The 23,796-nt window shown below is 32.4% G+C and carries 18 protein-coding genes; 5 read left to right on the top strand and 13 right to left on the bottom strand.

Features of this window, described 5'->3' with window-relative positions; genetic code table 11:
- Nucleotides 1–96: 96 nt before the first annotated feature.
- The 7 genes from ACXAHM_RS12980 to ACXAHM_RS12950 form a co-directional block, all read right to left on the bottom strand.
- The gene (locus ACXAHM_RS12980; RefSeq protein ID WP_474960873.1) at nt 97–513 is read right to left on the bottom strand and encodes a hypothetical protein; all 417 of its coding nucleotides are present in this window, start codon (nt 511–513) and stop codon (nt 97–99) included.
- A 46-nt stretch (nt 514–559) separates the two neighbouring features.
- The gene (locus ACXAHM_RS12975) at nt 560–1,063 is read right to left on the bottom strand and encodes an SMI1/KNR4 family protein (protein ID WP_474960872.1); all 504 of its coding nucleotides are present in this window, start codon (nt 1,061–1,063) and stop codon (nt 560–562) included.
- A 443-nt stretch (nt 1,064–1,506) separates the two neighbouring features.
- Complete coding sequence (locus tag ACXAHM_RS12970) at nt 1,507–4,938, bottom strand: T9SS type A sorting domain-containing protein (protein ID WP_474960871.1); 3,432 nt, start codon at nt 4,936–4,938, stop codon at nt 1,507–1,509.
- A 151-nt stretch (nt 4,939–5,089) separates the two neighbouring features.
- Nucleotides 5,090–8,638 carry a T9SS type A sorting domain-containing protein gene (locus ACXAHM_RS12965; RefSeq protein ID WP_474960870.1) on the bottom strand — a complete coding sequence of 1,183 codons (3,549 nt, stop codon included), beginning with the start codon at nt 8,636–8,638 and terminating at the stop codon, nt 5,090–5,092.
- 282 nt (nt 8,639–8,920) lie between these two features.
- Complete coding sequence (locus ACXAHM_RS12960; protein WP_474960869.1) at nt 8,921–9,199, bottom strand: tetratricopeptide repeat protein; 279 nt, start codon at nt 9,197–9,199, stop codon at nt 8,921–8,923.
- A gap of 45 nt (nt 9,200–9,244) precedes the next feature.
- On the bottom strand, nt 9,245–10,072 hold the full coding sequence (locus ACXAHM_RS12955) for an alpha/beta hydrolase (protein ID WP_474960868.1): 828 nt from the start codon (nt 10,070–10,072) through the stop codon (nt 9,245–9,247).
- A gap of 65 nt (nt 10,073–10,137) precedes the next feature.
- Nucleotides 10,138–10,665 carry a hypothetical protein gene (locus ACXAHM_RS12950; RefSeq protein WP_474960867.1) on the bottom strand — a complete coding sequence of 176 codons (528 nt, stop codon included), beginning with the start codon at nt 10,663–10,665 and terminating at the stop codon, nt 10,138–10,140.
- Between the two features lie 189 nt (nt 10,666–10,854).
- Between ACXAHM_RS12950 and ACXAHM_RS12945 the strand changes: the two genes are divergently transcribed.
- The gene (locus ACXAHM_RS12945; protein WP_474960866.1) at nt 10,855–13,209 is read left to right on the top strand and encodes an arylsulfatase; all 2,355 of its coding nucleotides are present in this window, start codon (nt 10,855–10,857) and stop codon (nt 13,207–13,209) included.
- Nucleotides 13,210–13,596: 387 nt separating this feature from the next.
- On the opposite strand, the gene ACXAHM_RS12940 is transcribed toward ACXAHM_RS12945, so the two are convergent.
- The 3 genes from ACXAHM_RS12940 to ACXAHM_RS12930 all read right to left on the bottom strand — a co-directional run bounded on the left by ACXAHM_RS12940 (nt 13,597) and on the right by ACXAHM_RS12930 (nt 18,517).
- Nucleotides 13,597–14,577 (bottom strand): helix-turn-helix domain-containing protein, encoded by a 981-nt coding sequence (locus ACXAHM_RS12940; RefSeq protein WP_474960865.1) that lies wholly within the window; start codon nt 14,575–14,577, stop codon nt 13,597–13,599.
- A gap of 112 nt (nt 14,578–14,689) precedes the next feature.
- Entirely contained in the window at nt 14,690–16,573 is a 1,884-nt protein-coding gene (locus ACXAHM_RS12935; protein ID WP_474960864.1) for a biotin/lipoyl-containing protein, read from the bottom strand.
- A gap of 327 nt (nt 16,574–16,900) precedes the next feature.
- Nucleotides 16,901–18,517, bottom strand: a complete 1,617-nt coding sequence (locus ACXAHM_RS12930) for an ABC-F family ATP-binding cassette domain-containing protein (protein ID WP_474960863.1) — start codon at nt 18,515–18,517, stop codon at nt 16,901–16,903.
- 183 nt (nt 18,518–18,700) lie between these two features.
- Here ACXAHM_RS12930 and ACXAHM_RS12925 point away from each other — a divergent pair, with 183 nt between their 5' ends.
- Nucleotides 18,701–19,021 carry a hypothetical protein gene (locus ACXAHM_RS12925; protein WP_474960862.1) on the top strand — a complete coding sequence of 107 codons (321 nt, stop codon included), beginning with the start codon at nt 18,701–18,703 and terminating at the stop codon, nt 19,019–19,021.
- A gap of 99 nt (nt 19,022–19,120) precedes the next feature.
- Nucleotides 19,121–19,948, top strand: coding sequence for an alpha/beta fold hydrolase (locus ACXAHM_RS12920; protein ID WP_474960861.1), 828 nt, complete (start codon nt 19,121–19,123; stop codon nt 19,946–19,948).
- Nucleotides 19,949–20,086: 138 nt separating this feature from the next.
- Here the strand turns inward: ACXAHM_RS12920 and ACXAHM_RS12915 are convergent, their stop codons facing one another.
- The 3 genes from ACXAHM_RS12915 to ACXAHM_RS12905 form a co-directional block, all read right to left on the bottom strand.
- Nucleotides 20,087–20,344 carry a hypothetical protein gene (locus ACXAHM_RS12915; RefSeq protein WP_474960860.1) on the bottom strand — a complete coding sequence of 86 codons (258 nt, stop codon included), beginning with the start codon at nt 20,342–20,344 and terminating at the stop codon, nt 20,087–20,089.
- 11 nt (nt 20,345–20,355) lie between these two features.
- Nucleotides 20,356–20,916, bottom strand: coding sequence for a sigma-70 family RNA polymerase sigma factor (locus ACXAHM_RS12910; protein WP_474960859.1), 561 nt, complete (start codon nt 20,914–20,916; stop codon nt 20,356–20,358).
- 213 nt (nt 20,917–21,129) lie between these two features.
- Nucleotides 21,130–21,720 (bottom strand): YtfJ family protein, encoded by a 591-nt coding sequence (locus ACXAHM_RS12905; RefSeq protein ID WP_474960858.1) that lies wholly within the window; start codon nt 21,718–21,720, stop codon nt 21,130–21,132.
- Nucleotides 21,721–21,830: 110 nt separating this feature from the next.
- Here ACXAHM_RS12905 and ACXAHM_RS12900 point away from each other — a divergent pair, with 110 nt between their 5' ends.
- Both ACXAHM_RS12900 and ACXAHM_RS12895 read left to right on the top strand, forming a co-directional pair.
- Complete coding sequence (locus tag ACXAHM_RS12900) at nt 21,831–22,739, top strand: UbiA family prenyltransferase (protein WP_474960857.1); 909 nt, start codon at nt 21,831–21,833, stop codon at nt 22,737–22,739.
- Nucleotides 22,740–22,745: 6 nt separating this feature from the next.
- The gene (locus tag ACXAHM_RS12895; protein ID WP_474960856.1) at nt 22,746–23,795 is read left to right on the top strand and encodes a type III polyketide synthase; all 1,050 of its coding nucleotides are present in this window, start codon (nt 22,746–22,748) and stop codon (nt 23,793–23,795) included.
- Nucleotide 23,796: the final 1 nt, after the last annotated feature.

Raw genomic sequence — 23,796 nt, 5'->3', positions numbered from 1 at the left:
TATTGTTTTATTTAGGAAACGTAAACAATGTACGAGTTCGTAGTGGCGCTATCGCATAACTTTTTCGAAAAGTGAGGTGTTTAAACTCCTTTAATATTAAGTTTTATTTCCAATGTTCCTTAATGTTTTAACAAGAAGATCTGCGGGCCTTTTAATAATAACTGTTTCTAAAATAATATTGTCCTTAATTTTGAAGTATATCTCACCTTTATAAATAACAATTTCTCTTATCTTATCAAAAGGCACCTCCCTTGTCTCAATTGAAGATTCAAATAAAAAAGAGTTTTCAGTCAAAAAAATATGTAACACTTTTCTTTTCTCTTCTTTAACAGTAAAGTTTATCATATACAAAACACTTAACGAGGAGAGGATAAATGTGAATATCATAAACAAATTCTTCAAAAAAACAACTGACATTAAGGATGTTAATGAAATTATTCCCCAAGATACAACTTCATAAATTATTTTTTTTGAGAACTTTTTATCAGGGTTATTATAAACTTCATTTTTCATAATTTATAAAATTTTTGAACTTTAATTTTCCTTGTTTACATCATCATTAATTATGGTTAATCAAATAATTATCGTTATCAATGTTATTTAAATATTTGATATATTTATTTAAATATTCTTCTAATGTTGAATATTGAAGAAAACCAGGTATGTAAGCACCATATTTGTAATATTTGTAAGATTGATGTTCCTCTACTAACAAAAACATTGTTTCTTCATTTAACCCTGCTAATACAATACTATTCTTTAACCATTCAAAATTAAAATCTTCATCTGTCTCTAAATAAGTTTCAATTAACTCGGGGTAAACTTCATATAAATAACAGATATTGTTGATTTTTAAAAATGAGCCATTATCGAGTCCTCCATCTAAAGATTGCAGTCCATTTATCTTAGTAAAAAACATTTTTAATTCATTCGGAAGCTGAATATCAAGTGATTTTTCGACGTCTTCTATTTCATGTTCCCTACATCCATGTATAGTAAAGTTATCAGAATTTTCTGCTACTTTTTTATATATCTCAATTAATTTGTTTAATGTTTCTTCCATAATTAAAAAGGACTTGATATTAGAACCACAAGGAATGGTCTCGATTTATAATATAATTTTGCAAGAAAAAATTGGTGTAGATCATTTACTTGAATATTATTTTGTTATTCTTCAACTATTAATAAAGAAACGTACCTATCACATGCTTATCTACAATTCCAACATAACCACTTGGGAACTGCCTATTAGGATCCACAGCTGTCTATTGGTTCCTTTATAAAATATTACAATACCCGCAAATATAAATGATCACAACACTCATAAAATACTTTCCTACAATCTCAAGGCATAAAGGTATCTTTCATTTTATGTATACCCAAAATTTAATAGTGATCAAATGCTAATAGGGTATTATTTAACGTTAGCTAAAACAAAGTTTATCAATTTAATAATAATTGGTAAAGTAAAAGCCATCCTTTATCACGTAAAGGATGGCTTTTTCATTATAATCTAAACCACTTTTTTTGGAGTCGATTACCTTCTATTTCTAGATGAATAATATATCCTCCTGAGGGAAGATGGCCTAATTCAAAATAAGGGCGTTGCTCTTTACTCTCAAAGACCTTTTTCCCTTCATAATTGTATATTAAAATACTATCAAAAGAAGTATTAATTTTCAACAATCCTGATGATGGATTAGGATAAAATAATACGTCATTCTTAATCGGATAACTTAGACTAGTAACCGTTTCAGTATTGGGAACATTTTTTTCCATAATGATCAATTGATGTTGAATTTCTTCTAAAGCTAAATAGTAATGATCACCCTCTTGTTGGATGATTAATTGCACTTCTCCTACTGTATGTAACTCTGCAATATTTCCTTCTTTAATAGATAAGATATCCTCATTGGACGACAGATATTTTAAGGGTAAACCCTCTTCAGAATGTAATGGAAGGTTATATTCTAATAACGCTTTATCCAAAGAGTCGGGATATTGATTTAACTGTAAACTTTGTGGTTCTTTGTAAATCTTCAACACTTTTGTCACAGGATTAGCTGCAGCATACATGTGATTGCCATTTTGATGAGCCGTAATTTCTAAAAGTCCACTTTTGAGAGGTGTTAAATTATCGGTTTCTAACGTCGCCAATGTTTCATCTGATAAAGAAAATTCAATAGGTAATTCGGAAGTGGAGCTGGCTGATAAAGCAATATTCTCTTCAAGAATAGAAACACTATCCATCAATTCAAAAGCTGTAATCTCTTGTGTTAATGATGCGGCCACTTGAATATTAATTTCTTTCTCAATGGAAAATTCAACATCACTCACAATTACTTTTATAGTATAATTTTGACCATTTTGAAGTCCTTCTATTGTAAGTTCATTTTCTGAAGATATCAATTCCAATTCTTCACCAACTAATTGTACAAATTCATAAGTGAGATGATCATTTTCTGAATCAGTAGCTAATACATTTAATGTATGATTAAATGTACCTGCTGGTAAATTTATTGGCTCAACTTCAGCTACAGCTGGAGGGGTATTCATCACTGGAAAACCATCGTTCAATTCAACAATTTTTAAAGCATTGAGATATGCAAAACTCCCTTCATCAACGGCTACTTCCAAATCGATAGTACCATCTGTTTTAGGATAAATATAAGTCGAGTTTAAAATGTTATACTGATTACCATTGTATCCAGTTCCACCAATAAGGCTCCCTGAAGTTTGAAGGAAAAAAACACCTTCATTTCTGCCTTTCAATGTATATTTTGAAACTCTTTTTGAAGCTGTTTCTCTTGATGCGAAAATTGAAAACTGATAGGCTTTTGTTGTATCCAATCCCTTGATTTTTAGTTTTCCTTGATCAGTTACAAAAAAGTAATCAATCGTTGCAGAAGCTTCATTAAAAGCTCCCAAATGTGTAGATGGATAATACAATCCACCGTGATTTTTTCCGTTTCTCAAAAAAGCTGTTATTAATTCAATTTCAATTGCTTCATTATGATCACTCACCACATTAAAATTCCCTCCTTCTGAAATATTGATGATATTGTTCCAACTTTCAGTTAAAGTCTCATCTCCATTTGTACCATCATTTGGACCAAAATCAACTAAAAAAGTATTCGAAATTGGGTAAATAGAACTCTCATTATTTACTTCTAAGTTAAAGGCTTCTCTTTTATTATAAAATGTCGGAGATGCTTCTATATTATTTAATTGAATACCGTTAAAAATTGCAGTTCCTTGATGTGCTGAACTGACAATTGCACTTCCTCCCATTTCTGGAGTAATATTGGAAAGTACAATGTTATCTACTCCAGTACCATCAATTATTGTATTTTCAAAACTAACAGATAGTGCATGTTGTCCACTCAACTGAATTGCATGACGTTGAGCATTTAAAATGGTATTGTTTCTGAAATTAATGTTTTGAATTGGAAACCGACTTGCCTTAATTTCAATGGCACCCCGATGATTATTCCATAGATCTACACTTGTTCCACAATTAACAAATGTATTTTCATAAATAGCTATATCACTATTATTTTCAAAATGATAACCATCAAAATCTGTGGTTACTCTTAGACCAGAACTTGCAAAAGCATCACGCACTAAATTATGATGTACTTGATGACTATTTCCTCCAAATATAGCAATCCCTCCTGCTCGAATATTAAACTCAATCGTATTATTATAAATTAAATTGGCAGTGGGTTCAGTAGCACCATTACCATTGGAAGGCCAAATAGCAATGGCGTCATCACTATTGCTTCTAAAGTCATTGTGACGGATCGTCGTTGTGGATGTTCCTTGTGCGAGATTAATGCCGTCTGCGTAATTGTTTCGTATCCTATTGTTTTCAAAAACCAATTGATTTGTAATCGTAGGATTTTGATTATAATCCGCAATCCATGCTCCTGTTTCAAAGTGAGTGACCCATACATCATGTATATGTGAGTCCGTTCCAAAAACGCCTGCAATTCCTTTGTGATCTACATAATCTCCATTGATAAAACGTTGATCATTGACCGTATTTATATAAAAGTTGGCAATCTCCAAATTGGATGCTCTACAAGAAATGCCTCCTTGAAAACGTCCTTCTTGAGTAAAGAATAGCTCTGTATGCCACATCCCTGCCCCAACAAAAGCCATGTTATCTGTTGTTAATCGGATGTTGTCAGAAAGATTGAAAGTTCCAGGTGGAATATAAACGCCAGTTCCTTGATTTTTAGCCTCATTAATCGCATTTCTGAAAGCGGTTATATCATCTTGTCCATCATTGGCCACTGCCCCATGATTTCTAACATCAACATAGCCTTCAGGTTTTGCTATTGCAGAGGGCGTATTTTCTAGTTCAACAAAATCAATCCCTACTTCAATTCCGTCATCATTTTCCTTTTTTAAAGTAATTGTTTGCCCCTCTTGAATAGACTGAGCAACTCTAAAATGAAGTTCATCAAAACGCATTCTAGGACGGTCTGAGGGAAAATTAGATGGGTCATTGGAACTATCTGAATAAGGGTAATATTGCCAAGCCCAATAAGATGACAACCCAATTGTTTTTACATATTCACCATCAATATATAAGTTAAGTTGGCTTGACTTTCCTCCACCATTTTCCTTGTCTTCTATGGTAAAACGAATGGTCAATCCATTCCCTTCTGAAGTAGCTTGCCATTCCATTGAAGCTCCATTATTTTGTAAACTTACATACTTTTGATTAGAGGCTTCAGACGCTGTTTCTTCTACCGCAAAAAACTTACTGTGGTAAGGCTTTCCATTGGAAATTATTGCATTTTCTGCTTCATAACGAACATAAGGCATTTGATAAGCACCTCTAGGAAGATTGTCAGATTGAGCAAGAATTGTTTGTGATAAAGTTAGTAATAAAATGAGTTGAGAAATAACATAAAAATTCCATTTCATAGCTTTTTATATTTAAGTATGGATAATAAAAAAGCAATAACCTGAATAATAGAGGCTAGAAATTCTAGTAAACTATTCAAAAAGTTATTGCTTTTTCCTCGAGATGTCGGTCTCGATTATTTCATTTCATTGGTTGAGAAACCAACCATTTTTACTCAATTAAGAGTTTTGAATATTTAGTACCACTTCCTGTTTCAATGAGTAGAAAGTACGTTCCTTTTGCTAGGTCAGACACATCATATTGTGCTGAATTCCCAGTAAATGTTTTCACTAAATTACCATTGACAGAGTTGATCGTTACTGCTTCAACATTCCATTGTAATTTGAAGAAATTACTTGTTGGGTTAGGATATACATTGATCTTCTCTAAATCATTTCTTAATGAAGTTACTTGCTCTTCTTCTACTGTTAAAGTATTCTGAGTAGTAGCTTCATTGTAGTTATTATTACCTACTTGTGTCGCAGTAATTGTTACCTCTCCTGCTTTAATTAAAGTCGCTATATTTCCTTCAATAGATACTACACTTTCATCAGAAGAACTAAAAGAAATCTCCATTTCTGATGACGCTGAAGCACTTAATGTGATACTTCCTTCTGTTACATTGATAGTTTCTACTAAATCAAAAAGGATCGTTTGATCTGCTTTTGCAATAGAAAATGTAGAAGAAGCTGTCGCAGAATTGTAATAGGCTGTTCCTTCTTGAGAAACTGTAATTGTCACCTCACCTGATCCTATAATTGTTGCTGTATTTCCATCAATAGAGATTACATTTTCATCTGAAGAAGTAAATACCAAATCAAGTTCACTGTCCACAGTTGCTGATAAAGTGAATGCTTCATCTCCATAAGTTTTATCTTCAATTTGACCAAAATCAATCACCTGATCTACTTTGTCAATTGTACTTGATAATTGAACAGTACTTTGAGCATAGTTATTTAAGAAAGTTCCCTCTTTTACATCATTTGAGAAAGGTGCATAAACCTCTAAGCTTGATTTTAGCATTGCTCCTTCTTGCAAGGCAGCAATTTCCTCAGCATTCATTCCTGCGCGATAGAAGAACCATTCTTTTACTTCCAATGATTCAGCACTTTCAATATTGTGTACAGTAAACATAGAAGGTAATAACTGCTCATCAACATTACCCCCCATTTCTGCATCAACATATAGTAAAGTTTTACCCCAAGCATAGTAATATGTTAGAGTCAAAGTATGCCACATATTATCATTCACTACTTTCTCACATAAAATAGTTGCGCCACTAGGTGAAGTATATTCTAATTTTCCTTCAGCAGTTAAAGCTAATGTTCCGTTGGTTTCTACTTCAGCATTTGAAAATGAAACTAAAGTACCTTCGGCAGTAGTTTTGAAAGATAATACACTTGTAAATGAGTGTACTTCTCCATCAGGAGTGAATGAAATATCATTTACATTTTGATTATCTGATAAAGATAAACTTGTTTCAGACATTCTTGTTGGAAGTGGTTTTTCAGCATGTAAGGCATCAAATAATGACGGTACCATGCTATGGAAAAACTCAGCGTGTCCTAAATCATTTGGATGAGCTGTATCGCTTTCATAATTTTCTTCTGGAACTTCGCTATCTACAAATTGCCCCATTCCATTATCCAAGGCTCCTAAAGCATTGAACGAAGGTACATCCCACTGATGAATCAATAAATTCATTTCTTTGATAAAGGCATAATGTTCTTCATTATACAAACCATTGGCATAGTTATTCATGATAACTGGAACTTTACCATCTGCTCTTGTTTGTTCGATTAATTGTAATAAATTATCTCTAAACTGATCAAAAATAGGCTGTCCTCCTGACATAATCCCTTCATTTGCTAACGACAATCCATATACCACATACTTAGTTCCAGATGAAGTAACATGTAAGTTGTAACGATTCAACATTTTGATTGTGTTATCACCACCTATTGAAACATTATTGTAGTTCCAAGCTTCTCCTAATTGACTATTTGAACGCTCTATCAATAAATCATGATATAATTTTGCATATCCAGTATGACCATCCACAGAACCCCAACCTTGTGCCACTGAAGAACCACTAAAAGTAATTCCAAACGGATCATCTTCACCAACTGATTCAAATTTGTATGAATAGTCTTCAAAGTTTAGTGTGATTTTATATTCTCCATCTTGAATATCAATGTTTCTTACTCCACCAAAACGATCTGCTTGGCTTAAATAACTAAGTTGAGAGAAATCAGCTGTCATAGTGCCATACAAAGCATCTCCAAGATCATTCATCTTAAAAATAATTCCATTGTATGATTCACCTTCTTCTCTTGCTAAAGTAATTGTAGAAGACCAAATGCTACCTCCTTCATAGGCAATTTCGAGACCATCTCCTGGCCATGAACCTGGTGTTTGAGTACCTACTATCTTCCAGTTGGTGATTGGTAAAAGTTCATACACTCCTGCATTAAAATCCACCATCACTCTATAAGGACCTGTTGTTGGCACTGTAATTTGGAATCCATCTTTTACTAAATTTCCTTCATTATCTACACCATATGCAACTTCATTTCCTTCTTCATCCATATGATAGAAATAAAAATCTTGCTCTTCTAACAAAGGTACATAAGCATAGAATAAATTACTTAATGCTCCCGTCAATTCATCTCTGTACAAGAACTTCTGCGCTTGTTCTTTATCTAAAGCAGTTCCTCCTAAATACAATTCATTCGTTTGTCCTGAGATAACAACTTCAACTGTTTGTGAAATTGCTCCAGCATTATCAGTACTTGTTGCGGTAATTTCAACCGTGCCATTCATTTTTGGATGAATCATACCGTTTGCATCAACAATTGCAATTGACTCATCTGAAGATGACCAATCAATCGTTCTTACCGTAGCATTTTCTGGAAGTAAAGTTACATTTGCTTTTTTATTGGCTAATGGGCTATCGATTGGATCAATTGTAAGCTCTAAACCTGTAACAGCCACATATTCATCACTTGTTTCAAACTCCTCAATCTTAATTAAGTTGACATAAGCAGCATTATAAGCTTCAGGATCATCTGTTTGAGTTTCTCTAGTTAGCGTAAACATGATATCACCTAAAGCATTCGGGAAAATACCATCAGAAATGAATATATTTTCTGTATTTCCTTTGAAACCAACTGATGTTTGTAAAGTACCAATTGAAACGTTTACGCCTTCTACTTTGTAGCCTGAAGTCCAATCTGGAACTCCACCACCTCTTGATCCAAAGATCGAGAATTTATATTTTTTGTTAGGATCTAACCCTTTAAACTGAATTAAAGCTTCTTCATAAGGGTGACCAAGATAAAAGTAATCTTCAGTAGCTGATCCTACTGCAATATCATCTAATTTTTCTGCTTCTGGAGTTTCTAATCCTCCATAAGCTTTACCTAATTTACCAAATGAACTAATCATATCCACTTGGTATCCTGTTGCTTCATTATCCGAGTTAATGATATCGACTAGAGGAGCATCATAATTTTGATTTGTTACGTTAGTCCAATAGTTACCATTGGCATCCATAGTCGTTTCTTGACCCTTAGGATTTCCATCATCATCTAATTCTGAATCCGCATATCCAAAGTCAATGTAGAAAGTTTGAGCTGGTGTTTCTTCTTGTGCAAAAACAGAAAATGCTTGAAGCATTACTATAAAATAAGCACTGAAAAAGAGTAGTAATTTTTTCATAATAATTTCATTTCAAAAATCGAAAGCATCGATTTATTTAAAGAAGTAACTATATAGTTGAGTTGTAGAAAGTACATCAATGATTGTCTCTCGACTTTACAATATTAAGAAAAGGCAAATTAGATGAAGTGGAATATATAAGAGATATAGAGTAAAATAAGGACAGGTATTTAACCAATTGTCTATCAATAAATTAACGCTACAATTGACACAAATAAGGTGGAGAAAAAGTAACAAAAGTCCATTTTCTCCACCTTTAGATTCTTTGACTTTACTATAAAATTAGATAGTATCTACTTTTTTAAGCCAAGATTCGATAGCATTCATTTGATTTGGGCTTTGACAATGTTCTTTTGCTTTTAATAAATACTTCTTCGCTTTCTTATTATTGCCTTGAAGTGAATTAAGGATTCCTATATTTGTTAGCGTAATATCATCCTCTTTATTTATCTTTAAAGCTTTTTCAAAATATTCTTCAGCCAATTTATATTCTTTAGTTTGTAAATAACATACTCCTAAATTTGCATGAAGTTTCATGGCTTGTACATCAGATTTTTCCATATCGTCAAGCTGAATATATACTTTTGCTGCAAGCTGGTATTCTTATTATTTCATATTCCTTTTCTGGTTTGTTATAATTATTCCTTTATAAAAACTATCTAAAAATAAAGTGTTGTGGGTCTCATTTGGATAAAACTTAACCTGTAATTCTATATTTTTATTTTCTTGCACTACTTTAATAAAATCCTCTATTTTTTCTTTGTGAAATTGAGGTTTAGGTTGATAAGTTAAATAGATTTTCACCTTTTTATTTGGTTTACTATTTTTTATACGCTCAATCACTTCTCCATTACTAAACCACATAGATGGATCATAAATATGAAGCCTTTCAAATGGATTTTCTAGAGATAATAAATAACCTCCAAAATATCCACCATAGGAATGTCCAATCAATGTTTCTATTCCATTCGTAGAATAATGAGCATCAACATGAGGCATTAATTCTTTTGTGAGATATTGATAAAACTGCATTCCAGATCCAGAATTGGATGCATTATACCATGTAGAATCAACCGCTTCACCATCATACTCAATTCTAGATTGACTAAAAGTTAGATCTTGACCGCGTTTATTATCCATTTCTACATGAGGAATTCCCACCACAATAGAATTTTCAATTTTCTGATTGGCTCCCATATCGAAAACCATATTCCGAATCTTATCAAATCGCCATTCAGCATCCAAAACATAGATAACAGGATAGTGTAACGAATCATTATAATGCAGGGGCAAACTGATCCAATATTCCCTTTCCTCTTCTAAAAAAGTGGATTTTATTTTATGTAAATCAATAGCGTCAAAATGCTTTTTTGTTTGACTCCAAGTTAAATTTGAAAGTATAAATAGAAAGAATGTGAGCGTAAAAAAATTCATATAGCATGTCAATTTGAGAAAATTATTGAAGTGTAAATTAGTTAAAAATGTAGTTAAAAAGAATACTAAATCCTCTTCTTATCCTGAGACATTTCTAATAAAGTAATTTTAGGAACTTCCACTTTTTTATGCTTAATCATATGGTCTAATTCTTCCAAAAGATATACTAATCTTTCTTCATCAGCTAGTGAATCATAGGTGATGAAAATTAGATTTTGATCCTTATAATTCTTTTCTAGTACTTCATATAAATTACCTTTTACAAAATCTACATCAACTAAATACTTACCTTCTTCATTTATTAGAATAGAAAGATTATTTCTTATCCTTCCTCCACAGCAACATTCACCTTTAAATGTCAATTTAATTTTTTCAAGAGAACTTAATTTTATGGTATAATTAAAATCACCTTCACAGAAATCAACAGCATAATTATGTAGGATATAATCCTTACCGATTTTATGTAATGCTGAATAATCATCTGCTAAATGTGGTAAACTTGTATTTTCTTTTACGACAAAAACGGATTGATCATTAAACTTATCACAACTACAAAAGCAAGAAATTAAAAGGAAGAAGAGTACAGTTTTCATAATGGAATAAATAATAATTATTAATATTTTAATCTACTAAAACAACTCCACACAACACTAGTGTTTACTAAACTATAACATTTTCATTAATTACATATTTGACGTTTTTGTACCAATTAATGAATTAATCATAACACTATACCTCAAGTTTAACCAGCTACATTTGTAATATCATCAAATAAAAATAATATGTTTACAGATAGATTATCACTCAAAATTTTTGCTTTACTGCTAATTACATCCTTAGCATCAATTAGTACAAAAGCTCAAAAGGTAAAAGGATTAACGGTTCATGAATCCGAAGACTCTGACCCTGCTCAATTAAATTTTAGAGCAAACAATTTACAAGATGCTCCTAATATTGTTTTGATATTATTGGATGATATTGGATATGCTCAAATGGGGCATATGGGAGGACAAATTAATACGCCTGCATTTGATGAGATTGCTGAAAAAGGATTGACGTATACACGATTCCATACCACAGCACTTTGTTCACCAACACGTGCTGCATTATTGACAGGTAGAAATCACCATAAAGCCGAAACGGGTGCTATTATGGAGATTGGAACTGGTAATGATGGCTATACGATGATGATGCCAAAAGAAACAGGTTCTTTTGCAAGAGTATTACAACAAAAAGGTTACTCTACCTCATGGTTTGGTAAAAATCATAATGTTCCTGATTGGGAAGCATCTTTCACTGGTCCTTTTGATCGCTGGCCAAATGATTTAGGGTTTGACTACTTCTATGGTTTTTTAGGAGGTGATACAGATCAGTTCCACCCCGCTTTAGTGGAAGATAGAAAAAGAATTGAAGCTCCTGCTACGAATGCGGATGGGTCTAGATATCATTTAACAACTGATATGGCTGATCATGCCATTAATTATTTACAATCTGTCAATGCAGTAGCTCCTGATAAACCATTTTTCTTATATTTTTCACCCGGTGCTACACATGCTCCACACCAAGCACCTGCTGAGTACATTGAAAAATACAAAGGTCAATTTGATGAAGGTTGGGATGTATATCGTGAACATGCTTTCGAAAACATGAAAGCAAAAGGAATCATTCCTGCAGATGCAAAATTGACACCACGCCCTGCTTCATTACCCGCATGGGACTCTTTGACAGATGAACAAAAAATGGTTTATGCCCGTATGATGGAAGTATTTGCTGGTTTTACAGAACATACTGATACACAAATCAAACGTTTGTATGACGCTGTTGATGAAATGGGTAAACTTGACAACACTATCTTTATTTATATTGCAGGTGATAATGGTGCTTCTGCAGAAGGTGGCATAGAAGGATTATTAAATGAAATGGCCTTCTTTAATGGTATACCAGAGAAATGGGAAGATAAAGTAGAAGCTGTTGCATCTAATAAATTAGGTTCTGAAGAATACTTCAATCATATGCCTGCCGCTTGGGCTTGGGCGGTCAACTCTCCATATCAATGGACTAAACAAGTGGCTTCTCACTTAGGTGGTGTTCGTAATGCAATGACAATCGCCTACCCTAAAGGAATTAAAAATGGTGGTGAGGTAAGGGATCAATTTACCCATGTTACGGATATTGCTCCAACCATTTTTGAGCTAACTGGAATTGAAATGCCAAAAGAAATTGATGGTGCTTATCAAGAACCTATCGACGGAACATCACTTGCATATACTTTTGAAAATAAGGATGTAGCAGAAGAACATACGACACAATATTTTGAAATTTTAGGCAACATTGGTATTTATCATGATGGATGGTGGGCTGGTGCTATGCGATCGATCCCATGGACATCAATGTCAACTGGACAAGTTCCAATAACAGAAATGGAATGGGAATTATATGATTTGCGAAACGATTTTTCTCAATACAATAATTTAGCGGAGGAGATGCCAGAGAAATTAGAATATATGAAGTATATGTTCTTCGCTGAGGCTTCAAAAGCAAATGCTCTTCCAATTGATGACAGACGTACAGAACGTTTCAGATCTTCATTCAGACCTTCTTTAACCACTGGATTAACCTCTTTTACTTATCCAAATGGTTTAAGAATTCCAGAAGGTGCAACTCCATTCACGAAGTTTCAATCACATAGTTTAGAAGCCAATCTTAAAGGCTATACAAAAGGTGATCAAGGAGTACTTATTACACAAGGTGGTCGATTTGCTGGATATGTTTTGAGAGTTGATAAAGCAGGGTATGTATATTATGAATACTGTAATTCTGTTGAGCGTTTTACCATTAAATCGAATCAAAAAGTAAAAGCTGGAACAACTTCCATTAAGGTTGAAGTGATAATGGATGAGAAAAAACCATATACTCCTGCAAGTATTTATTTATATGCTGAAGGACAAAAAATCGGTACTGGTAGAGTTGAAAAAACAGTTCCTAACCTTTATTCTCTAGATGAAACACTTGATATCGGTAAAGATACCGGAACAGCTGTTACTGATAATTATAAAGTCAAAGATTCAAAGTATACTGGCTTTTTAAACCATGTAAAATTAGAACTTTTAGAACAATTTAATAAAGTTTCGAACTAAATATATTTTTCAATTAGAATACTATAACTCAAGGTGTTACATCTTGAGTTATTTTTATAGTATCATTTTTACATTTCAATTTTTAAATCAAAAACCAAATTATAAACGTTTATAACCGTATTTTATCTATATCCTTCAAAATAGATGCGTTATTACTACTTCATTCAAAAAAAACTAAATAAATCAGATGTTCAAAAACATTCTTTCTCAGGAATCCTTAAGAAGATTTCATTTTTATGCTATCACATTTTCAAAAGTCGCTTTAGTATTGTTACTGTTAAATTCATGTGACAGTAATTCTGTTGATCGAGATCAACACTATCAGTATACTAAATAAGTTGGGGAAAAATTGAAGGGTATGTTATCGGAACGTATCCTTTTTTTTGTTTAAAATAAATTGCTTTCAATTCTCTTTTCTTCAGAGGGTCTTTTTCCTAGATATCTTTTATAAATTTTACTGAAATGAGATAAATCTGCATATCCCAATTCCATAGCAATTGTGGTAAAATCTTTATCTGTAGTTTTGATTAATTTCTCAGCTTCAAGTATTCTTTGATGATTAAAAAACTGAAGAATGGGCATTTGAAAAATACTTTTAAAAGAACGTTGTAATTTAGATTTACTCATCCCTTTTTCAATACTAATTTCATGTACATTAGGGATTTTTGTAAAATTAGCTAATATTTCATCTTTAATTTGCAACATGATTTCTAAATCCTCAGGATGAATATTATAGGCTATATTTTTAAATTCATTAATTTTTCCATGAGCTCTTAGCTTCGTAATAATTTCTATAGATTTAGATAAAAACATTCCTCTTCTAAGTGATTTATCTTTAGAGTATTCATACAGTTCATTGATCAGAAGTTCAATTTCAGGAAGTAAAGGACTGTAATAAAACCAAGGTTTTAGATTAGAGATTAATTCATAAAATTCAGAATCTTTATCCGTTCCCAATAATTCATAAAGTTCCTTAGGGAAACGGATAAATAACCATTTCATTTTTATTTTTGGAGGATAAACTATTTTAAACTTTTGCTGATTATTGTAGATATAAATGCTATCACGTTTTCGTAGTATTGTGTCCTTATCATTAAAATCTCCTATTTTCCCAATTCTAATACTTATGTATTGCTGATCACTTGTTGGCTCATTTTCAAAAGAAATTTCTTTAGTTACTTCTAATTCTGTAATACCAATAAAAAGCTGATTTACATACTGATAGGTAATCGAATTAATTTTTCCTAATTCACTTTTTAATGAATATGCTTCACCATCCCAATCTCCTCCAATTTCTTTGGATAATAAAGAAAAAAAGTGGAGTGGATTGTATTCATCTCCTTTGATACTAAGTGAATTATTAAACATAGATTTTTAAAACTGAAATAATTAAGTAGGAAATTAAGAACAAAGATTTGAAAATAAAAAAAGAGACAAAGTTTCCCTTGCCTCTCCTTTTACAATTTATATAGAAAAACGCTTAAGCCAATTCTTGCGCTGTAATTTCTTCTTCAGAAGCTACTACATCAATAATCATTTGGCCTGATGCTAAGATGTCACCATCTACCACATCGATTGTGTTTACAAATCCACCGAATTCTGAAGTAATGGTATTTTCCATTTTCATTGATTCTAAAATAATCACAGGGTCTCCCACTTTTATTTTATCTCCTGTATTTACAAGAACATCAATGACTTTACCTGGCATAGGAGAATTCATTTTCTTCCCTAATTTCACAGGTTCTTTGATGGCTGTTACCACTTTTTCTACCTTTTCTTCAACAGGTTTTTTCGCTTCCCATTGTTGTTTCTTAAGGTTTTTAAGGTAACCTTTCGCTACTAGTGGGAATAATTCTAATAATAATTCCTCTTCATAATTTTCAGCTAATTTTACATTACCAAACTCTGGTAATGTTGGATTATTCTGAGCTTTGTAAGTACTTGTATCAAATGGTCTTTCATCTTTGAAACCACAGATCTTCTCTCTAAACTCAGGTTTTACAGGTATTGGTGTTTTACCATAATCACCTTTCACTAAGCTTTTAAACTGGTTGGATGTATTAGCATACATGTCTTTTCCTTGTTTCAAACTCATCGCGGCATTAACAGCTTGAGCACCAACAATCTGACTTGTAGGAGTTACTAATGGAGGAAGACCAGCATCCATACGTACTTGAGGAATCAGCTTCATCGCTTCATCCAAGATTTCATCAGATCCCAAAGCCTTTAATTGAGCGACCATGTTGGAGTACATACCTCCTGGAACTTCTGCTTCTTTTACTTTTGTATTTGGTTTAGGGAAGTTGAAGTAATCCTCAATTTGATGACAAATATCCAATAGTTTTTCTTCATTACCGCTATTTACGGCATTGATTGCTTCATCAAATAATTTATCTACATGAGCAGGTAAAGTATCTGTCAATGGGTTGAAAGGATTAGGGAAACTATCATAAGCATCGAATTCTTTTAATTCTTGACGTACACCAATCAATTTCTGATTGATATTCACTACAGCTTCCATATTTACGTCAATCTCAATACCTAATTTCTGAGCAAATACATAGATTAACTCTAATGCAACACCCGCTGATCCTCCGGCAAAATTCCAGATGTTTGTATCGACAATATCAGCACCATTCATCACAGCACATAAAACGGCTGCTAAACCATATCCTGGAGTACAGTGTGTATGGAAATCAACTGGAATAGAAAGGTTCGACTTAAATAGCTTCACTAATTTGGCTACACGCATTGGAGGAATTAAGCCTGACATATCTTTGATTGAGATCATATCAGCACCAAGTTTCTCCATTTCTTTTGCTTTATCTAAGAAATATTGATCCGTGAAAACTGGCTTAGGAAGTGGTTTGCCTTTTAGGAAACCTTTAATTCTCTCCATTGTAGTGAAATGTGGATCAATAGTATAACAAACAGCACAGTCTGCAATACCTCCATATTTTTTCACATACTTAATCGTAGATTTGATATTATTAGTATCATTTAAAGCATCAAAGATTCTCATGATACCCAAGCCATTATTAATAGATGTTTTACAAAAACCTTCAATAATATCTTCAGTATATGGAGTGTAACCAAATAAGTTACGTCCACGTGATAAGGCAGTTAACTTACTAACATTTCCAACAGCATCATGGATTGTTTTTAAACGTGTCCAAGGATTTTCACCTAAATAACGCATTACAGAATCTGGAACGGCACCGCCCCAAACTTCCATGGCATAAAAATTCGCATTTTGGTAATCAGGTAATAAACGATCCACTTGACACTGCGTCATTCTTGTGGCGAATAATGATTGTTGACCATCACGTAGAGTTAAATCTCTAATTAATAACTTCTTTGACATAATAATAACTTTAAAAAATATAGTTAATAATTCACATAAGCTCCTCTTTAAGTCAATTAGATAAGTTATTTCACCGATATAAAAACAACATATCATTACTCATTCAACATTACTTAAAAAGAGCCTCACACTTTTTAATACTTCAAAATTAGGTGAATGAAAGTTGTAGAAAAGTGATCTAGTTAGTTAATATTTAGGTGATTTCTCTTCACCCTTTTTTCAGTATTTATAGTTATTTTCAAAGATTTTGATAAGCCAAGTCACCACAAAATAAAAAAGGCTGTTTCATCAAAATGAAACAGCCTTCTCTTTATTATTGATTGCTAATTATTTAGCATATAATTTCTCTCTTAATTCTTTGATTTGCTCAGAATTGATGTATTCATCATATGGCATATGTCTATCGATGATACCATTTGGTGTTAATTCAATTACTCTGTTACAAACCGTTTGGATTACCTCATGGTCATGAGATGACATTAAGATATTACCTGGGAACTTGATTAATGAGTTGTTCAATGACTGAATTGACTCTAAGTCCAAGTGGTTTGTAGGTGTATCTAAAATCAAGCAGTTAGCATCAGACAACATCATTTTTGACATCATACAACGCATTTTTTCACCACCTGAAAGTACCGAAGACTTCTTGAAGATCTCTTCACCAGAGAATAACATTTTACCTAAGTAACCTCTGATAAATGCTTCTGAAGTATCGTGTGAGTACTGTCCTAACCAATCTACTAAGTTTAAGTCGTTTTGGAAGAATTCACCATGCTCTAATGGTAAATAAGCTGTTGTGATGGTTACACCCCACTTGAATTCACCTTCAAAATCAGTATCTTTTTCGTTTAAGATTTCAAATAAAGCCGTCATCGCTCTAGGGTCTCTAGAAATGAAAACGATTTTATCATCTTTCTGCATGTTGAATTCAACATTTTTGAAGATAGTTTCACCAGCAATTGACTTCGATAAACCTTCTACTTCAAGAATGTTGTTACCTGCTTGTCTTTCTGGAGTGAAGATGATACCAGGATATTTTCTAGAAGATGGTTGAATTTCTTCAACATTCAACTTCTCTAACATTTTCTTACGTGAAGTTGTTTGCTTCGACTTGGCAGCATTGGCAGAGAAACGAGCAATGAATTCTTTTAATTCTTTGATTTTCTCTTCAGCTTTTTTGTTTTGCTGTGCTTGCTGACGTGAAGCTAACTGACTTGATTGGTACCAGAATGAGTAGTTACCTGAGAATAATGAAATCTTTTGGTAATCGATATCAACAATCTGAGTACAAATTGAGTCCAAGAAGTGACGGTCGTGAGAGATGACTAATACTGTTCTATCGAAGTTCGCTAAGTAATCCTCTAACCATGAGATTGTCTCTTGGTCCAAGTCGTTGGTAGGCTCATCAAGTAATAAGTTATCTGGCTTACCAAATAAAGCTTGTGCTAATAAAACACGTACCTTTTGCTTACCACTTAAATCTGCCATTACAGAGTAATGCAAATCTTCAGAGATGTGCAAACCACTTAATAAGTTGGCTGCATCAGATTCTGCATTCCATCCGTCTAAATCTTCGAAACGCTCTGTCAATTCAGAAATACGGATACCATCTTTTTCATTGAAGTCCTCTTTTGCATAAAGTTCTTCTTGTTCTTTTTTGATCGCCCATAATTCTTCGTGACCCATCATTACAGTATCCAAAACCGTACATTCGTCAAATTCATGGTGATCCTGCTTTAATACAGAAAGTCTTTCACCTTTACCAATAGATACACTACCTCTTGTAGGATCTTGTGCACCGTAAAGTGTTTTCATGAAAGTAGATTTACCTGCACCGTTTGCTCCGATGATACCGTAGCAGTTACCTTCTGTGAATTTAAGATTAACGTCTTGGAAAAGTACTCGTTTACCGAATTGTACTCCTAAGTTTGAAACTGTAATCATTATATTGTTATGAGTATTTCTAAATTATGGTGCAAAAGTAGGAGAATGTTTTTAGTAGTACAAAGAGATGTTATAAATACTTCTGAATGTGAGGTAAATTCTTTGGAAAATGAAGAGTTTACACCAACATAAACAGGTTTAATAACAACTTTCAAATTCATTAAGCATAATAAATTAACTTTTATGATTCATATTATATCTAATTCATTCAAACTTGAATTCTCTAATCAATACCCTTACCTTTACTCTATGAATGATCAAATCGCAGTACTTTTAAAAAAGTACAAAGACCTTTCAAAGGAATCAGAACATGAGGCCGCTGCCAAAATTGCAAAGGAATATATTTCAGGAAAATATAGAGAGCGTGTAATTGAAGCTGCTTTTGAAATGCTTAATGAAGCAGATAAATATGATGAGGACCATCCACTTGGAGGTTATTATTATGTTATCTATGAAATGTTGCATGCTGGTGCTTACCTTCTAGCAAAAGAGGATAAAAGCTAAAAATATTGAAGAGAGGATTTCCCTCTCTTTTTTTGTTTACTTGCGAATGTCACACTTAGCTTTTACATTGTGTGAATAAACACTCACTTATAGTTTATCATGCAACTTAAAACAACACAAATACATCAACATAAAGCTAGTTATTACACCATCTCAGATCAAGGAATGCCTGCTCATTTTTACGGTGCTAATGGTTTTCCAACACTTACTTACACTCCACTTTTAGAAGGTTTAAGTTCGAAATTTGCCTTAAAAAGTTTAGCTCTTAGAGCATGTTGGGAGGGTCTAAAATCTCCTTCCGCTCCAGTAAAGTGGAAAACATATGCAGACGATTTAATTCCCTTTATTGAAGAACAATATACTACCCCAATTGTAGGCATTGGACATTCTCAGGGTGCTACAGCTACTTTAATTGCGGCTTCCTTACGACCTGATTTATTCAAAGAATTGATTCTTATAGAACCTGCTTCTGTTACTCCAAAAATTGAATTAATGATGAAAATTCTTCCTCTTTTTGTCAAAAAAAGGTTAAAACCTATGAATTCAACACTACACAAAAAAGAACATTGGAATACCACAGAAGAATATTATCAATTTATGAGGGGAAATAATGGATACAAAAGGATGGATGATAATGTCCTTTTCGATATTGCACAAAACAGTCTTGACCTTCATAATAATCTAGTCTTCCCAGCTAAATGGGAAGCTTATAATTATTCATATCCCATTAATCTCAATCGTTATTTCAAAGATTTACAAGTTCCTGTAACTGTAATTGCAGGAAAACCTTCTCTTTTTTTAAGTAAGGAAATAAGGGAAAATTGGTTACAAATCAATCCAACAATTAATTTTAAAGAATTTACAGATTATGGGCATTTACTTCCTTTAGAAAGTCCTGAAACTGTTTTAGAAGGTATAAAAAAATAAGGTTGCCCTCAAAAGCGAAAGCAACCTATTTTGATTGATAATTAGGTATTGATATAACGTATTTCAAAAACAAAAAGTTATTGTTTTTGAAGATTAATTTCTCTGTTTTAATCTTTTGTCGTCATATTCTTTAATTCCTTATATATCATCTTTATATTTTTTAATATTATCTTTAATTTCTTCTTTCTTTATTTCAGAAAGTTTAATATCATCTTTAGCATCTTCACATTTGAAGAGGTCAAATAATGTTTCATCAAATTTACGGGTAAGCAATTGATACTTTTTACATTTAAAACATAGTAATGTATGAATATTCAATGATAAGTTTTCGAGTGGCGTTAGGCCAAATATTTCTTTCTTTTCGATTAATTCCGTCGCTTTCTTACAGGTAATCATTATTTTTAGGTCTACAGTTTTTCGAACCAGTTTAACTCTAGGCAATTTCTAAGATTCAATTTCGCTCTTCGAACGATTTGCCAATAATTGGACGTTGTAATGGACATTTCCTTACAAATATCTTCTGCTTTCTTTTCCATTAAGTATTTACTCGATATCGCAATCTTCATATTTGTTGGAAGATTAGCGAGACAATTACTTAATGTATCATTGAACATTGGATTGTCTAATAAATGTGTTTCAACATCGCTCCATACCGCTGGATTATTATCATTTTTCCAAGATTCATTGGCATTGAAGAAAAGCTCTTCGTTTTCGTATTTATCTTTCACTTTTTGTTTACGAAAGTGATCAATCATTTTGTATTTCAAAATCGAATTAAGCCAAGTTTTAGGGCTACTATCACCTTTAAAATTATTTAAAGATTGATGGGCAGCAATAAAAGTTTCTTGTACAAGATCTTCTGATAATTGTACATCCTGCGTTCTTTTCAAAACCCAAGCGAACAATTCATCAGAATACAAATTTACCCAATCTGTAAGATGATCAACAGCATTCATATTGTTAGTCATTAGTTGATTTAAACATTTATAGTTGAACATGCTAAATTTGATATAACTATATATAAATCACAAATTGTTAATGACATTTAACATTTATAAAAATATAATCGTGGATATCAATAAATCAACATCCTAATTAGGTGTAATAAATTGCAATTAATTAAGATGACTAACTTAAAGAAAACACACTGATTGTAGAATTGTTTTAGAAGAAGAACATTTTTAATTATCTAATTCAAATTCTTTCATTTCTTCTGCTGACATTTTATGACACGTAGTTAGGTGATTACATATTTCTTGTATTACAAAATCTGTCTCTTCTTTTGTTAACTTCCCTGCCTTAAAAAATAATACTTCTCCTGTTTTATCTACCAATAATATTGAAATAGCATTATTGCATGGACCTGTATTCCATTCCTTTTGTAAAACACCCTTAGGATCTGTTAATACCAATGCATTGGCTTCTCTTTTTGATCTTTTACGTAACATTCTTAGCATAAAACGAATAATCGGATTCGGTAAAGGAGTATCTTTTAGGTTCACAATACCATATGCTAGAAATTCATCTAAAGGGAATTTCCATTGTTTACTTTCTGTGACAAACTCATCATTTTGTGTTGGATTATCAGGATCAGGATAAAATATAAGCAGTACCTTTTCACCTATTTCAGGAGTAACATAGGGTTTGTTTTTTAGGTCTCTTAATTCAATTGGGAATATCGTGTCACCTCTTTGAAGGAAATGATCTTTTGGTGATTCCTGACCGAATACATTCAGTGAAATGAATAAAATTGGGATTAAAAAATAGCGCATTGAAGCATTAATTTGATATTTGAGCCAAAAATAAACAATTCAAAGTATAAAATTGTTTATTTATCGATTTAGATCTTATAACTTAAGGCAACATTAAGCATTTTTTCATTATGAATCTTGACAAACAACAAACCCTAAAAGATACATTCACATTACTTCGACTTCCATTTTCCATCTATTTGATGCCTATTTTCTTTTTTGCAGTAAGTCAAACTCCTTCATTAGATTGGACTAAATGTGGAATCGTTTTCTTTATTCTACATGTTTTAGTTTACCCTGCAAGTAACGGATACAATAGTTTTATGGATAAAGATACAGAGAGTATTGGTGGAATTGAGAGTCCTCCTCCACCTCCACAGTTGTTGTATTGGGTCACTTTATGTATGGATTTAGTCGCTGCATGTTTGTCATTTTTATTTGTCAATGAATACTTTTTTGTGTTGGTTGTTGTTTACATATTAATGTCTAGAGCCTATAGCTACACTGGTATACGTTTAAAAAAGTATGCAATTCCTGGGTTCCTAACAGTATTTATTTTTCAAGGTTTTTGGACTTTCTGGATGGTATTTGAAGGAGTATCTTCAGAAGTAATGTTATTTTTTGATTCAATTCTTATTTATCCTGCCATTGCCTCATCTTTAATGATCGGTGGAGCATATCCAATGTCACAGATTTATCAACACAAACAAGATGCAGAAAGTGGAGACCAAAGTATGAGTATGCTTTTAGGTATTAAAGGTACATTTGTATTTGGCATCCTACTCTTTACTTTAGCAGGAAGTGTGTTGTTCTATTATTTCGAAATTATTGAACAAGGTTCATTTTTTACATATTTACTTTTTCTCAGTCCATTATTAATTTGGTTTCAATATTGGATGTTTAAAACTTTCAAAGATGAGAAAGAGGCTAATTTTCATAATCTAATGAAGATGAATAACCTATCAGCAGTTTGCATGAATTTGTGTTATTTATTTTTTATTCTTCAAAACCACACCAACATTATCAATCAATCAGTTTAACGCATTATGACCTACATCCATTCCATCGCTACAGCATCCCCTAATCACCAGTATCCTCAAGAGGATATCTTGGATTTCATGCTTTCTACAGCAAAAGAGGAAGAATATAGAGAGCGAAAAATGATCTCACTTGTATCTAAAAAAAGTGGTATCAACCAAAGAAATTCTGTTATCAATAATCTTTACGACTATTTCCTAAATGGAAAAGTACCTGATATTCGTAATAGAATGGATTTATTTGAAAAAGAAGCACTTCCCTTAGGCTTAGAGGCTGTAAAAAAATGTCTATCATCAGAAAAATTAGCTAAAGTAACCCACTTGATCACTGTTTCTTGTACGGGATTATCAGCACCAGGCTTGGAGATAAGTTTAATGAAATCATTGAATTTACCTCCAAATTTGATCAGAACTTCTATCAATTTCATGGGCTGTTATGCTGCTTTTCATGCTTTAAGAATGGGAGATCAAATTTGTAAATCTACTCCTAATGCTGAAGTTTTAATTGTAGATATTGAATTATGTTCTATTCATTTTCAAAATGAAAGAGATGAAGACAATATTATGGCCAATACGATTTTTGCTGACGGTGCAGCTGCTGTTCATATGAGTGCCCATCAAGAAAAAAATTCACTTTTTGAAGTCGGTAGTTTTTTCTCAAGATTATTGGATAATTCAGAAGAAGACATGGCTTGGCAGTTAAGCAATACAGGTTTTCAAATGAAACTAAGTACTTATATTCCTAAAATTATCGAAAGAGATATTGAAGGCTTGTTGAATAATGTTGTAGAGGAAACTTCTATCGATAAGAAAGATTTACAATGGGCTTTTCACCCCGGAGGAATTCGAATTTTGGATACAATTAGTAAGACATTAGAAATACCCAAAGAAGATTTACAAGTCTCTTATGATATCTTGAAAGAAAATGGAAATATGTCTTCTGTTACTATTCTTTTTGTATTATTAAAACTTTCGAAAACCTATAAAAAAGGACCTATATTTTCGGCTGGTTTTGGACCTGGTTTAACAATGGAAGCAATGACCTTAAACTTGTTATAAG

The organism is Flammeovirga sp. AWQ4_249, assembly GCF_056161045.1.
Note: the sequence above shows the minus strand (reverse complement) of the source record. Positions and strands in the feature narration are given on the sequence as shown.